Origin of the sequence: Inquilinus limosus MP06, from assembly GCF_000767795.1 — a bacterium.
Taxonomy (GTDB): Bacteria; Pseudomonadota; Alphaproteobacteria; order DSM-16000; family Inquilinaceae; genus Inquilinus; species Inquilinus limosus_E.
Window position 1 is genome coordinate 1 of sequence record NZ_JANX01000117.1, and the last position, 13,647, is coordinate 13,647.

Sequence of the window (13,647 nt, forward strand, 5' to 3'; positions counted from 1 at the left end):
AGATCTTTTCACAATGCTTCTCCCTCGCCGTCATTGCGAGGAGGCGAAGCCGACGAAGCAATCCAGGGGCCAGTGCGCACCGGCCCCTGGATTGCTTCGCTGCGCTCGCAATGACGGTTCTGGGGCTTCTGGAAAGGTTCCGCCAGCGGGAGAGGCAACCGGATAACGCCGAAGATCCGTGGTCAGACATTCCCGAGAGCCGATACTAGGCGGCGTCCTGCGCCTCCGCCCCGACGGGTGACCCCAGGCGCGACTGCACGAAGTCGATGAAGGCGCGCACCTTGGCCGGGGGAAGGTGGCGCGACGGGTACAGGGCATAGAGCGGGAAGCTCTCGCCGGTCCAGTCCGGCAGCAGCTCGACCAGCTCGCCGCGGTCGATCAGGCGCTGCACGCCGATCGCCTTGACCCGGGCGATGCCCACCCCCTCCAGGCAGGCGCCGAGCATGGTGCCGAACTCCGCCACCATCAGCCGGCCGGTCGCCCGCACCTCCGCCACCTCGGCGCCGCGCCGGTACGTCCAGCTGTCGATCGGCTGGCCGGAGGCCGAGTCGCGCACCTGGATGCAGGCATGGCGGGCCAGGTCCGACGGGGCCTCCGGCCGGCCATGGGCGGCGACATAGGCCGGCGACGCCACGGTGATCGTCCGCGTCTCCAGCAGCTTGCGCGACACCAGCGACGAGTCCGGCGGGTGGCCGAAGCGCACGGCGATGTCGAAGCCCTCGCCCACCAGGTCGCCCAGTTGGTCCTTGGCCACCAGCTCCAGCGTCAGCTCCGGGTGCAGCGCCAGGAAGTCCGGGATGTGCGGGGTGAACAGCAGGCGCGAGAAGAAGGCGTCGACATTCACCCGCAGCCGGCCGCGCACGGCGATGGCGGAGCCGGAGGTCACGGTCACCGCATCCTCGATCCCGGTCAGCAGCGGCACGACCTCGGCATAGAGGCGCCGGCCCTCATCGGTCAGGGCCACGGCGCGGGTGGTGCGGTCGAGCAGCCGGACGCCCACCCGCGCCTCCAGCCGCGCCACCGCCCGGCTGACGCCGGAGCGGGACAGGCCCAGCGCCTCGGCCGCGCGGGCGAAGCTGCCGCCTTCGACCACCGCGGCCAGCACGCCGACATTGGAGATCACCCGTCCGTCGAAGGCCAACGCGCCCTCCGTTGAGTCCAGGTCACCAGTCTAGTGACTTGATGGCGCTCGCGGCAACGGTTCGGCGGTCTTAGATCTTCGGCGTCCGCTGAAGGAGACCGAAGGATGTACGCGATCACGGGAATCACCGGCCAGGTGGGCGGCAGGCCGAGTGCTGCAGCTGTCGACCATCGGCGCTGACGCCGTCCACGACAATCTGCTGTCGCAGCACACGCTGCTGGAGGCGGCGCTGCGCGACCTGCCGCTCCCGCTGACGGTCCTGCGGCCGGCCTGGTTCGTCGAGAACGCGGTGTGGGACGTGGCCTCGGCGCGCGACGAGGGCGTGATCCGCAGCTTCCTGGTTCCGACCGCCCGGCCGGCGCCGATGGTGGCCACCGCGGATATCGGGCGCGTCGCGGCCGATCTGATCTGCGAGAATTGGACTGGCCGGCGCGTGGTCGAACTGGAAGGCCCGCGCCGGGTCTCGCCGGACGACCTGGCCGCCGCCTTCACTGCTGCCCTCGGCCGGCCGGTGCGGGCCGAGCCGGTGGCACGCGAGACCTGGGAGGACCTGTTCCGGTCCCAGGGCATGAAGAACCCGGCGCCGCGCATCCGCATGCTCGACGGCTTCAACGAGGGTTGGATCGAGTTCCGCGACGGCGGCCGCCATGCGCTGAAAGGCCGGGTCGAGGCGGCGGAGGTGATCGCCGAACTGGCCGCCCGCGGTTGAGAACGGCGCGGCGGCCGAGGTCAGTCGGGCTCCATCTGGCAGTCCGGCCCGACCCATTTGCCGGTCGAGATATCGAGTTCGTTGTCCATGCCGGCGGCGCCGCAGACCGGATAGCGATCGTCACCGCGCCGCTCCATGCTGAGCGACCGGTAGCGCTTCACCAGGGTGTCGTGATCCGGCGGCGCCCTGTCCTGCCGCCGCGTCGAGAGCTTCATCATGCAGTTGGCGAAGGCGTCGGTGCCGTCCTGGAAGCCGAACTCGGCGCATTTCTGCCGGTCGTCCGCCAGCTGTTCGGCGTGGTCCGGGCCGCTGATGCACCCGGACAAGGACAGGAGAAGAAGGGCGGACCAGGCCGAGCGATGCATTTTCCCCCTCGCGGCGTCGTGAAACCTCCGGGATCAGCGCATGGGAAGACGCCCGGGTCAAGGAGAGGGCCGGGGCCCCTATCCCTTGATCGCCCCCGCGGTCAGGCCGGCGACGATCTTGCGCTGGAAGATCAGCACCAGGGCGATCAGGGGCAGGGTCACCACCACCGACGCCGCCATGATCGGGCCGAACGGGTATTCGTAGCGGCTGCCGCCGGAGATGGTGGCGATCGCCACCGGCACGGTCCGGTTCTCGTCCGACAGGATGAAGGTCAGGGCGAACAGGAACTCGTTCCAGGCCTGGATGAAGGCCAGGAGGCCGGTCGAGGCCAGGGCCGGGCCCATCAGCGGCAGCAGCACGCTGACAAGCACCCGGCCGCGGCTGGCGCCGTCCATCAGCGCCGCCTCCTCCAGCTCGCGCGGGATGTCCTGGATGAATCCCGTCAGCACCCAGACGGTGAAGGGCAGGGTGAAGATCAGATAGGCGAAGGTCAGCGACCCGACCCGGTTGTACAGGCCGAACCACCGCACCAGCTCGAACATGCCGGACAGCACCACGATCTGCGGGAAGATCGAGATCATCAGGATTACCAGCAGCACCGTCCGCCGCAGCGGGAAGTCCAGCCGGCCGAGGGCATAGGCGGCGCCGATGGCCAGCAGCAGCGAGATCCCGGTGGCCGAGCCGGCGACGATCAGCGAGTTGACGATCGAGCCCAGGAACACCGGGTCGTGCAGCAGCGCCTTGTAGTAGACCAGATCGAAGGCCGGCAGCAGCGTCGCCTCGAACAGCGACGCCCCGGTCTTCAGCGAGGACACGATCGCCCAGTAGTACGGGAACAGGGTGTAGACCAGCACCAGGACGACGGCGAAGCCCAGGCCGACGGTCTTCAGCACCCGGCGCCGGCGATAGCGGGCGGCGGCGCGGGCCAGGGCGGGGGCGGCGGCGACGGTCATCGGATACTGGTCCGGTCCAGCCGGATGGCGCCGATGATGACGATGGCGATCAGTGCGATCAGCAGGAACACCCAGGTCGACGCGGCGGAGCCGTAGCCGAGCTCCTGGAAGCTGACCAGGTGGTTGCGGGCATAGATCGTCATGGTCATGGTCGGGTCGCCATTGCCGCCGAGCACGTAGCTCAGGTCGAACATGCGCAGCGCGTCGAGGGTGCGGAACAGCACGGCGACGCCGATCGGCACCCGCAGCATCGGCAGGGTGATCGACCGCAGCCGCTTCCACCAGGACACGCCGTCGACCCGCGCCGCCTCGTGGATCTCGGCCGGGATCAGCTGCAGCCCGGCCAGGATCAGCAGCACCATGAAGGGCGTGGTGATCCAGACATCGACGAAGATGACGACGCCCAGCGCCAGCGACGGGTCGGCGGTCCAGGCCACGCCGGTGTCGATCAGGCGCAGGTCGATCAGCAGGCGGTTGATGATGCCGAACTGGTCGTGCAGCAGCCATTCCCAGATCTTGGCCGAGACCACGACCGGGATCGACCAGGGCACCAGGATGGCGGCGCGCAGCACGCCGCGGCCGGGGATCGCCTCGTTCAGCAGCAGCGCGATGGCGAGGCCCAGCAGCGTCTCCAGCGCCACCGAGACGATGGTGAAGACCAGCGTGTTCTCGACCGCCCGCCACCATTGCGGGTCGCGCGCGACGTCGACGAAGTTGTCGAGCCAGACGAAGCCGTAATTGGTCGGGTCGTCGAGGAAGGCGTCGGTGGTGGAGAAGAACAGCGTCCGCAGCAGCGGCCACAGCGCCACCAGGGCGAGGGCCGCCAGCGTCGGCGCCAGGAACAGCCACCCGGCCCGGCGATGCGATCGCGCGACGCGGCCGGTCATCGAGGACGCCCCCCGGTCGAGTCCCCCCTCCCCCTGCGGGAGGGGGGGAGGGGGAGGGGGTTTCCCGAGCCGGAGCTGGCGTGTGGATTCCTGACCATTCGCGCGCAGACGCGCGCAGGCCCCTCCCCCTGCCCCCCTCCCGCAAGGGGAGGGGGGACTAAGAAGGAAGGGCGGGTCGAAGGAGACCGCACAGGCCTATCCTCGTTGCGCCGTCACCACTTCGCCCGCTGGCGCAGGCGCTCCAGCTCCTTGGCCAGGGCGGCCACGGCGGCGTCGGGCTTCTCGTCGCCGGTCAGCACCGCGTGCACGGACTTCGAGAAGGCCTGCGACACCCGGTTGTAGCTGGCGCCGGTGACCGCCGAGGGGCGGGCGATGCTGTCGGCGAAGGCGGCCTGCGTGTCCTTCAGGAAGGGCAGCTTGGCCAGGACCTCCGGGTCCTCGTACAGCGCCGAGACGGTCGGGTTGTAGGCGCCCTGGATCGCCCGGCGCTTCTGGTCGGCGGCGCCCGTCATGTAGCGGATCAGGCTGACCGCCGCCTCCTTGTTCTCGGAGTATTTCGACACGCCGAGATAGGCAGGGCCCAGGCAGCCGCTCGACTTCTCGCCCGCGGCGCCGACCGGCAGCGCCGCCACCCCGACCTTGCCGACCAGGGCGCCGCCCGCGGCCTGCGAGGTGCCCCAGACATAGGGCCAGTTGCGCAGGAACACGGCCTTGCCGCTCTCGAACACGGCGCGCGAGCTCTCCTCGTCGTAGCCCAGCACGCCCGGCGGGCTGATGGTGTCGATCCAGCTGTGGGCCAGGGCCAGCGCCTGGGCCGCCTTCGGGTTGTCGATGGTGATGTCGCCCTTGCCGTCGATGATGGTGCCGCCGCCGGTGCTGGCGACCCATTCGATCGCGTCGCAGGTCAGCCCCTCATAGGACTTGCCCTGCCAGACGAAGCCCCACATGTCGGCATTGCCGGCCTTGCGCTCGCCGTCCTGCACCGCCTTGGCGGTCTCGGTGAGTTCGCTCCAGGTCTTGGGCACGGCCTTGCCGTACTTCTCCAGCAGGTCCTTGCGGTAGAAGATCAGGCCGGTGTCCATGTACCAGGGCAGGGCCAGCAGCTGGCCGTCGATGGTCGCGGCGTCGATCGTGGTCGGGAAATGCGCCGCCACCTCCTCCTTCGGCACGATGGCGCCGAGGTCGAGCAGATGGTTCTTCAGCATGCCCATCCAGATCACGTCGATCACCAGCACGTCGACATCGGTCGACTTCGCCGCCAGCATCTGCTGGTACAGCGGCACCGCATCGTCCCAGGAAGCAGGCATCTTGTTGATGCTGACGCTGTTGCTGCTCTGCTTGGCCCAGGCCTCGGCGGCGCTGCTGCACAGGTCGTAGTCGGTGGCGCCGCAGAACAGCTTCACCGTCGCGGCTTCCGCGCTGCCGGCGACACCGGCGGTGACGGCGGCCAGTGCCGTGGCCAGAGATAGAGTGGCGATCTTCATGGTTCCCTCCGTTCAAGCCCCTGTTTGCACTGTGTTGTCGTTTGCCGGCGGGTTAGGTCCCGCTCAGGTCGAGGCCGCAGCCTCCTGCCGGATCATTCCGAGCAGCTCCGCCTCGCGCGGCAGCGCCCGGCCGCCATAATCGGTGGTGGCCATGGCGCCGCAGCAGGCCGCGAGCGCCAGGCTGTCGCGGAAATCGAAGCCGCGCAGCCGGCCGTAGAGGAAGCCGGCGTTGAAGCTGTCGCCGGCGCCGGTGGTGTCGACCACGGTGACGGCCGGGGCCGGTACGGCGCAGCGCTCGCCCCGGCTGACGCCGATCGCCCCGGCGGCCCCGCGCTTGACCAGCACGGTCGGCACCATCGCGGACAGCTGCTCCAGCGCCGCGCTGACATCCGGCGCGCCGGTGAAGGCCAGGGCCTCGGATTCGTTCGGGGCGAAGACGTCGATCTCGCGGAACAGCTCGGCCACGCCGGGCGAGTCGATCCGGTGCGGCACGTGCTGGCAGTCGAGATAGACCAGGACGCCCCGCCGCTTCGCCGCCCGCGCCAGGGCCAGCAGCTCCGGCTGCAGCCGGAAGCTCTGCAGCAGCAGGGCCTTCGGCGCGACCTCGGCGAGAGCCTCCGGCGTCGGCGGCAGGTCGTCGCGCACGGCATAGCTGACGAAGCCGCGGTCATGGGCGAAGGAGAAGGCGGCGCTGACCCGCTCCAGCGGATGGTCCAGCCGGCGGAACAGCCGGTCGTCCAGCCCCTCCGCCCGCGCCGCCTCCAGCGCCAGCCGGCTGAACAGGTCGGTGCCGAAATCGGCGGCCCAGGCGGTGCGCAGCCCCAGCCGGTGCAGCGCCGTGGCGCTGGTGAAGCTGGCGCCCGGCAGGGTGGCGAAGTCACGGGCGAACAGGTCGGCGCCCAGCCGCGGCACCTCCGGCAGGCCGGTGAAGATCAGGTCCCAGTAGTATTCGCCGACCACGACGACGTCGCAGCCCGGCGCCATGCCCGCGGCGGTCATGGCCAGTTGCCGACGTAAGGAGCGTGGGCGGCGAGATATTCGTCCACCAGCGCCTCGGCCCGGGAATAGGACAGCACCAGCGGATGCGCCACCAGTGCCTCGACCGCCAGGTCGCGGTCGCGCTCGCGGATCGCCTGCACCGCCAGCCGTTCGTAGCGCTTGATGCTATGCACCAGCTGGGCCTGCGCCTCCGGCATCGGGCCGATCGGCAGCGGCCGCACGCCGTCGCGGTCGACGACGCAGCTGACCTCGACCACGTCGTCGTCGCGCAGCCCCTCGATGGCGCCCCGGTTCGGCACGTTCAGCCCGCTGTAGAGCGGCTTGCCGGTCTCCAGCGCGTCCACCAGGTCGAGCGCGACGCCGGCATAGCCCTCGCCCTCGTCGCCCAGCGGCGCATGGGCGCCGGCGGCCAGGGCGCGGTCGGCCTCCTCCATGCTCGGCGCGCCCTCCTGGGCGTAGTGCATGTAGGTGGCGTTGCGGCGGTGGGCATAGGCGTAATAGGCCTCCAGCGCCTTGTCCGGGTTGCGGCGCCAGTCCAGCGCCGTCAGCTGCTCGATCAGGCCGTGATTCAGGTCGCGCACCTCCTCGCCGCGGGTGCGGGAATCCGACCGGATCGCCTCCACCGCCTTCTCGGCATAGTAGAAGTAGTAGAGGTACTCGTTGATCCACATCCCGTGGCGGCGGACCACGCGCGGGCTGAACACCTTCTGGGCCGAGGCGGCCAGGAACGCGTCGTCGGCCAGCAGGCGCGGCAGCACGTCCTCGCCGCCGATCTCGGCGCGGCGGGTGAAGGACAAGTGGTTCAGGCCGAACACCTCGGTGCGCACCGCCTTCTCCGGCACGTCGAACCAGCGCGCCACGGCCGACTGGGCGGCGTTGGCGCCGTCGCAGATGCCGATGGTGCGGTCGTGGCCGGCGTCGCGCAGCGCCTGGGTGACCAGCCCGGCCGGGTTGGTGAAGTTGAACAGCCAGGCGCCGGGGCTGACCCGCTTCAAGAGGTCGGCATAGCCCAGGATCGTCGGGATGCTGCGCAGCGCCATCGCGAAGCCGCCCGGCCCGGTCGTCTCCTGCCCCAGCACGCCATGGGCGAGGGCGATGCGCTCGTCCTTGATCCGGCCTTCCTCCAGCCCCGGCCGGACCGTAGTCACGACATAGGCGGCGCCCTCCAGCGCGCGCTCGGGATCCAGGCTGGTGGTGATCGTTACCGGCGACTTCATGCGCCGGGCGATCTCCGCCCCCAGCCCGCCGAACAGCTCCAGCCGCGGCCCGTCGATGTCGAACAGGCACAGCTCGGTCAGGTTGCTCCACTCCGCCCGGCGCAGCGCCGATTCGATGAACAGGGGGGCGCGGACGCCGCCGCCGCCGACCAGGGTCAGTTTCATGGTGCCTCCCGAGAACCGCTATCGTTATGACTGGTTATAACCAGTCATGTCAATTGTGGCCGGCCCCCCGATTTGCGTGTATGCAGCGAGGGTGATCCCTGTCCCTGCCGAGAGGCTTTTCCGCAAGCCATGACCGACGGTTTCCCCAGCGACGGACCGGCCGGCGACGGGCTGCGGCGCGACGATCCGCAACCCCTCTACCGCCAGATCAAGCAGCGGCTGCGCCAGCAGATCGAGAGCGGCGCGCTGGGCACCGACGCCAAGCTGGCGTCGGAGCGCGAACTGGAGAAGCAGTACGGGGTCAGCCGCATCACCGTGCGCCAGGCGGTGCGCGAGCTGGTGCAGGAGGGCTGGCTGCACAGCCATCCCGGCCGCGGCTTCTTCGTGGCCCGGCGGGAGGAGACTTACGAGCTGCACCTGCTGCGCAGCTTCACCATGATCGCCGAGGCGCATGGCCGAACGCCGAGCAGCCGGCTGATCGAAGGCTATGTCTGCCGCGCGCCGGCGGAGGTGGCGCGGCCGCTGTTCCTGCCGCCCGGCGCCGATGTGGTGATGCTGAAGCGGCTGCGCTGCCTGGACGGCCAGCCGGTGGTGCTGACCCAGGATTGGTTCGCCGCCCGGCTGGTGCCCGGGATCCTCGACCTCGACTGGTCGACCGGCAACCGCTCGCTCTATGCCGAGGTGCGAGACCGCTACCGGCTGCGGCCGGACCGCGGCCGCACCACGATGAGCGCCCGGCTGGCCAATGCCGAGGAGGCGGAGCTACTGGAACTGACCCCGCCCGCCGCGGTGCTGACGATCGAGCAGATCGCCTATGACCCGCAGGGCCGGCCGGTGAACATGACCTTCTCCAGCCACCATCCGCTGCGCTATCCGCTGAGCCTCGACCAGAGAGGGTGACCCGGGTCTGTCCCCGGCCGCGGAATTGCCGCAGCGGAATCACGATCCGATCACGATCGGGCTTCTAAATGCACCGGCGACGCCAACGGATCGCGGTGTACCGACCAGGGAGGGCACGAACGTGCATGGCTCAGGTTTCGCAGGGGCCGGCCAGCGCAGCGCCGCGCTGACGCAGGGGCTCGAGCAGCCCGCGACCTATTTCGAGGGCAATCCGCCGCCGCCCGAGGGCGTCTTCGGCTGGCGGCTGGCGCAGGAGGCGGGCCGGCTCGGCCTGCATCCCCAGGCCCTGGTCATGGACGTGCTGCAGCGCCTGGCTCGCAAGATGTACCTGGACGGGCTCGTCGCCGGGCCGGAATCGTTCAATCCCGAGGTCCCGGCCGGCTACACCTATCTCGGCCAGCTGGTCGCGCATGACCTGACCTTCACCGATCTCGGCACCCTTTCGCGCTCGGCCAATGCCGGGCCGCTCTGGGCCAGCCCGTCGCTCGATCTCGACTGCCTCTATCGCGGCGGGCCGTTCCGGTCGCCGATGCTGTACCAGCAGCGCACCGGCGGGCCCGACGCGCTGCGGATGAAGCTGCGCGTCGGCTACACCGGCGGCCGGACCTGGGACAAGGACGCGCCGGAAGTGCCGGGCGACCCGGCCACGGCCAAGGCCCCGCAGCCCTGCGACCTGGCGATGATCGCATGCCTCGATGCGGCGTCGAACGCGACCGACCTGCGGCCGCTGCCGCCGGGGGCGCCGGATGTGCCGAAGCAGTGCCCGGTCGAGCCCCTGATCGGCGATATCCGCAACGATAACAACCTGATCCTGTCGCAGATCACGGTCCTGTTCCATCGCTTCCACAACCGCATCGTCGACGCCATCCTGGCCTCGCCGCACCGGCCATCGGACTACGAGGTGTTCGAGATCGCCCGCGCCCTGGTGATCTCCACCTACCGGTCGGTGGTCCGAAACGACTATCTTGGCCATCTGCTCGACCCTGAGGTCTGGCAGACCTACGCCCGGCGCGAAAGCCTGCAGGACCTGGGCGGCTTCGGCCGGCGCCTGGCCGCCGACCGGGACACGCCGCTGCCGGCCGAGTTCATCATGGCCGCCTTCCGCTTCGGCCACGCCATGGTGCGGCCGTCCTACACGCTGAACCGGGCCCTGGCGCTGACCGAGACCAGCCTGAAGGGGCTGATGACCTTCCGGCGCGGCATGCTGGTCGGGGATGGCGGCATCCCGGGCAGCCCGATCCCGAACGACTGGATCCTGGAATGGGACCTGTTCTTCCCGGAAAAGACGGGCGCCGACGAGAACCAGGCGCATCTGATCGGCCCCTGGGTCACGGCGCAGTTCTACACGATGTCGGCGATGGCGCATGACGACATGCGGCGCATGGTCGGCGGCGACCCGCTTTACGAGGGCTGCTATGGCGGATTGCCGTTCCGCGACCTGGCGCGGGCCTATCTGTCCAGCCTGCCGAACGGCCAGTATCTCGCGGACCGGCTGGGGGTTCCGAAGCTGACGCGGGAGGAGCTTCTGGGCGACGGTCATGGCGGCCTGGCCGGCATGAACGCGCGCAGCCAGCGCAACCCGCTGGCCGAAGGCCCGGACGGGGTGATCGAGGCGTTGGCCGAGGACACGCCGCTGTTCTACTACATCCTGCGCGAGGCCGAGGTACGCCACCAGGGCCGGCGCCTCGGGCCGCTGGGATCGGCGCTGGTCGCCCAGGTGATCCTGGCCGCGTCCCTGGCCGAGTCGACGACGGTCGAGCCCGGCGTGATCCGGCGCTGGAGCCGCGTCCTGTTCAAGGGCGGCGCCGTTCCGGACAGCATGCGCGACATCATCGGCTTCGTCGAATCGCCGCCGCCGCCGGCCGCGTCGTCGCGGCCGATCACACAAGCCAGCGTCTGAGGGCGCCGGCACCGAGGTGGTGGGGGACCTCCGCCTCCGTCGCCCTTCGGGGCGCGGGGGCGGAGGTTTAATGCGGCGGCCCGCCGGCCGTCGCCATACGGCAAGGCGGGAGCGCCTTGCAAACAAGGAGGAGCGAGCGATGACGGACCACAACAAGCACGACCCGAAGCAGCCGCCGAAGCCGGTGCCGGTCGAGATGACCATGTATGACCGCGAGGCCGCGGGGCGGCTGATCATCGGCATGGCGATCGGCGAGATCCCGAAGCCGAAGACGACGGCCGAGGCACTGCAGCTGCTGAAGGATCACGGCATCACGCTGGAGAACTTCGCCGAATCCGGGAAGGAGATCCGGATCGTCAGCCGCGACGAGGCGCTCTATGTCGTGCTGCCGCCGGCCGACCTGATGCGGCAGCGGATCGAGGAATACTCGAAGTACCCCGGCCCCTACCCGCTGCCGGACGAGTACGGCCTGCAGGTGCGGCGCGACCCCAACGCGCTGAACGCGCTCGACATGTTCTACTTCCGCGTCGGCGACTACAGCTTCGGTCAGTGCCGGTGAGGCCAGTAGAGCTGCTCCTCGCCGACATCTGAGGCGGGAAGGCCGGCCTGGATCAGGCCTTCCCGCAGCTCGCGCCAGCGGGCGACGTTGCGGATCGGGAAGCTGCTCAGGAACCACTCGACGATGGCGGCGTCCGTGCACTCCAGCTTGGCGTGCCAGGCGTCGCGGGCGTTGCGCAGGAAGAGGCGCGCTTCCTCCTGCGCCCGCCGGCTGTCGCCGAGGAGGCTGAGGGCGGCCGCCTTCCAGGCCGGGATGTTGAAGATCGACTGCCCGGCCCGGTCCGCGGCCTCGACACAGCCCTCGATGTCGCCGTGCAGGAAGCGGATGCCTGCCAGATAGGCCCAGTGATGGGGCGGGATCAGCGGGTTGAGCTCGAAGGCATTGGCCACGAGGTCGAGCGCGACATCGGTCCGGTCGACGAAGGCGAAGCCCTGCGCCGCCGACATCAGCACCGACGGGTTGCTTGGGTTCAGGTCGCGCGCCAGCTCCAGATGCAGGTCGGCCTGCGGGTAGCGGGTCGTCATCATGTAGGACCAGGCGAGCGTCAGGTGCCCGCGTGCATCCAGCGGGTCCAGCTCCGCCGCCCGCCGGGCCAGGCTCAGCGCCTCCTCGGCCATGGCGCGGTCGCGCCGCACCCCCGGCAGGATGATGTGGCGCGAGTTGTAGATGTTGGCCAGGCCGCTATAGGCGGGGGCGAAGCTGGGCCAGTCCCGGATCACCTCCTTGAACTGCGCCTCGGCCTCGAACTCCGCCTGGGGCTCCCAGAAATTCAGCAGGTACTGGCCGCGCAGCCAGCGGACATACGGTCCGTGCGCGAAGTCGCGGTCGCCGATCTGCCGTGACAGGGCGTTGGCCGAGATGTGGATGTCCAGCGTGGCCGAAACGCGCCGGGCGATCTGGCGCTGCTGGTCCATCCAGGACGGCAAGGCCAGGGAGAAGGTCTCCGACCACAGCGACCGGTTGCGGGTCAGCTCGATCAGCGAGACGACGATCAGCAGATCGTCCTCCTTGTGCCGGAACGCGGTGGATAGCCGGTAATCGACCTGCTGCTGCGGCGCCTCGGCCCCGGCGGGCTGGTCCGGCGGCTCGACCACGATCCATTCGCGGAACCGCACCAGATTGGCGATCAGCTCGCTGCGGAAGCCGTGCACCACATAGTCGTCGACACCTTCGGGGATGCCGGGGCTCAACCGGTCCACCTCGATAATCGGCAGCCGCGATGCCTCCGCCACCGGCGTCAGGGCAGGCGGGGCGGCGCTGTCGACCGAGCCCTGCTTGATCTCGACGATGAGCCGCTGCGTCTCCTCCGACGGCTCCATGTCGTAGTCGTTCTGCAGCAGGTCCCACAACGTGCCGTACAGCTTCAGCGCCGCGGCGATATTGCCGCGCAGCGCCTGCTGCAGGATCAGGACGCGATAGGCCTCCTCATGCGTCGGATCGATGTCGAGCAGCGCATGGGCGGCCTCGGCGGCGATCTTCTCGCCCGAGGCGGGATCGCGCAGCAGCCGCTCCAGGCTGCCGATGAAGATCTTCCGCCATTGCTGCCGGCAGACCGTGAGCCAGGAGGCGAATTCCCGGTCCAGATCCTCGAACCCGGCCATGATGCGGTCCGGATTGGCCAGGCCCAGCGTCAGGGCCGAGGGCAGGACGCTCCGGGCCAGATCGCTCGCGACCTGCTCCAGGTCCACATCCACGACCTCGCGCCGGATGCGGATGTCCTGGCGCCCGATATCGATGATGCCCGGCCGGACGGCCTCCAGATTGTCGCGCAGCTGCTTCAGGCATTGCCGCAGCGACCCGCGGGCATGGTCGCCGTCGCTCTCGCTCCAGAACACGCCGGCGACGCGCTCGCGGCTTTCGATCGCCGTGCCGCTCAGCGCCACGAAGGCGAAGATCGCTTGGGCCTTGCGGCTGCCCAGCTCGATCCGGTCGCCATTGCCCAGACGGAGGTCGAATCCATTGCCCAGGGACAGCCGCAGGCGCTCAACACTGCCTGTGTCCGGAGCGGGAACGTCCACCCGTTCCGGAGTCCTCGCACTCCGTGTTGCCGGAACCGCCATCCGCGGTCTCCCTTCCCCCAAACAATGAAACCGCAGCGGACTGGGCTCGCAAATTATTAAATTATCGCAGGTCGATCCTCCAAACCATTCAGCGACCGGCCGAATTCCGTCGCCGTCCGGCGCAGCCTCTCCGTCATCGCGGCCGGCACGGAGGGCTGCAGGTCCGGCGATAACAGCTTCACGGCCGGAATCCCAGCCCTCGCGGTCAGGTCGACCCGGAAAACCACCATTCCCCGCCGCTCCAGGGCGGCGAGGAGCCCGGGCAGGGAGGCCGGGCCATCGGCGCGGTCATCCTCCGCCGTGGCGT

General features: G+C 69.8%; 13 protein-coding genes. 4 read left to right on the forward strand and 9 right to left on the reverse strand.

Features of this window, described 5'->3' with window-relative positions; all coding sequences use genetic code 11:
- Positions 1–205: 205 nt before the first annotated feature.
- On the reverse strand, positions 206–1,141 hold the full coding sequence (locus P409_RS11915; protein ID WP_034836084.1) for a LysR family transcriptional regulator: 936 nt from the start codon (positions 1,139–1,141) through the stop codon (positions 206–208).
- Between the two features lie 151 nt (positions 1,142–1,292).
- Between P409_RS11915 and P409_RS11920 the strand changes: the two genes are divergently transcribed.
- Positions 1,293–1,850 carry a Rossmann-fold NAD(P)-binding domain-containing protein gene (locus P409_RS11920; protein WP_052120435.1) on the forward strand — a complete coding sequence of 186 codons (558 nt, stop codon included), beginning with the start codon at positions 1,293–1,295 and terminating at the stop codon, positions 1,848–1,850.
- Between the two features lie 20 nt (positions 1,851–1,870).
- Here P409_RS11920 and P409_RS11925 read toward each other — a convergent pair whose 3' ends face one another.
- From P409_RS11925 to P409_RS11950, 6 genes are all read right to left on the reverse strand, one after another.
- The gene (locus tag P409_RS11925; protein ID WP_034836088.1) at positions 1,871–2,215 is read right to left on the reverse strand and encodes a hypothetical protein; all 345 of its coding nucleotides are present in this window, start codon (positions 2,213–2,215) and stop codon (positions 1,871–1,873) included.
- Between the two features lie 78 nt (positions 2,216–2,293).
- Positions 2,294–3,169, reverse strand: coding sequence for a carbohydrate ABC transporter permease (locus P409_RS11930; protein WP_034836091.1), 876 nt, complete (start codon positions 3,167–3,169; stop codon positions 2,294–2,296).
- Positions 3,166–4,056 (reverse strand): carbohydrate ABC transporter permease, encoded by an 891-nt coding sequence (locus P409_RS11935; protein WP_034836094.1) that lies wholly within the window; start codon positions 4,054–4,056, stop codon positions 3,166–3,168. Before P409_RS11935 ends, P409_RS11930 begins: the two co-directional genes overlap by 4 nt.
- Positions 4,057–4,268: 212 nt before the next feature.
- Positions 4,269–5,540: an ABC transporter substrate-binding protein gene (locus P409_RS11940; RefSeq protein WP_034836098.1), complete on the reverse strand. Its 1,272-nt coding sequence runs from the start codon at positions 5,538–5,540 to the stop codon at positions 4,269–4,271.
- Positions 5,541–5,603: 63 nt separating this feature from the next.
- Positions 5,604–6,539, reverse strand: a complete 936-nt coding sequence (locus P409_RS11945; protein WP_034836101.1) for a carbohydrate kinase family protein — start codon at positions 6,537–6,539, stop codon at positions 5,604–5,606.
- Positions 6,536–7,921 (reverse strand): 6-phospho-beta-glucosidase, encoded by a 1,386-nt coding sequence (locus P409_RS11950; RefSeq protein WP_034836105.1) that lies wholly within the window; start codon positions 7,919–7,921, stop codon positions 6,536–6,538. Before P409_RS11950 ends, P409_RS11945 begins: the two co-directional genes overlap by 4 nt.
- A gap of 129 nt (positions 7,922–8,050) precedes the next feature.
- Between P409_RS11950 and P409_RS11955 the strand changes: the two genes are divergently transcribed.
- From P409_RS11955 to P409_RS11965, 3 genes are all read left to right on the forward strand, one after another.
- Positions 8,051–8,821 (forward strand): GntR family transcriptional regulator, encoded by a 771-nt coding sequence (locus P409_RS11955; RefSeq protein WP_034836109.1) that lies wholly within the window; start codon positions 8,051–8,053, stop codon positions 8,819–8,821.
- Between the two features lie 121 nt (positions 8,822–8,942).
- Entirely contained in the window at positions 8,943–10,721 is a 1,779-nt protein-coding gene (locus tag P409_RS11960; protein ID WP_034836112.1) for a peroxidase family protein, read from the forward strand.
- Between the two features lie 139 nt (positions 10,722–10,860).
- Entirely contained in the window at positions 10,861–11,280 is a 420-nt protein-coding gene (locus P409_RS11965) for a hypothetical protein (protein WP_034836116.1), read from the forward strand.
- On the opposite strand, the gene P409_RS11970 is transcribed toward P409_RS11965, so the two are convergent.
- Both P409_RS11970 and P409_RS40685 read right to left on the reverse strand, forming a co-directional pair.
- Positions 11,268–13,298, reverse strand: coding sequence for a BTAD domain-containing putative transcriptional regulator (locus tag P409_RS11970; protein WP_034836120.1), 2,031 nt, complete (start codon positions 13,296–13,298; stop codon positions 11,268–11,270). The two genes, P409_RS11965 and P409_RS11970, sit on opposite strands and share 13 nt — an antisense overlap.
- A gap of 98 nt (positions 13,299–13,396) precedes the next feature.
- The coding region (locus tag P409_RS40685) for a hypothetical protein (RefSeq protein WP_034836123.1) at positions 13,397–13,647 on the reverse strand (251 nt) is incomplete at its 5' end.

Coding starts and splice junctions, on each gene's coding strand:
- P409_RS11925 (WP_034836088.1), bottom strand. CDS start 2,215: ATGCATCGCTCGGCCTGGTCCGCCCTTCTTCTCCTGTCCTTGTCCGGG.
- P409_RS11930 (WP_034836091.1), bottom strand. CDS start 3,169: ATGACCGTCGCCGCCGCCCCCGCCCTGGCCCGCGCCGCCGCCCGCTAT.
- P409_RS11935 (WP_034836094.1), bottom strand. CDS start 4,056: ATGACCGGCCGCGTCGCGCGATCGCATCGCCGGGCCGGGTGGCTGTTC.
- P409_RS11940 (WP_034836098.1), bottom strand. CDS start 5,540: ATGAAGATCGCCACTCTATCTCTGGCCACGGCACTGGCCGCCGTCACC.
- P409_RS11945 (WP_034836101.1), bottom strand. CDS start 6,539: ATGACCGCCGCGGGCATGGCGCCGGGCTGCGACGTCGTCGTGGTCGGC.
- P409_RS11950 (WP_034836105.1), bottom strand. CDS start 7,921: ATGAAACTGACCCTGGTCGGCGGCGGCGGCGTCCGCGCCCCCCTGTTC.
- P409_RS11955 (WP_034836109.1), top strand. CDS start 8,051: ATGACCGACGGTTTCCCCAGCGACGGACCGGCCGGCGACGGGCTGCGG.
- P409_RS11965 (WP_034836116.1), top strand. CDS start 10,861: ATGACGGACCACAACAAGCACGACCCGAAGCAGCCGCCGAAGCCGGTG.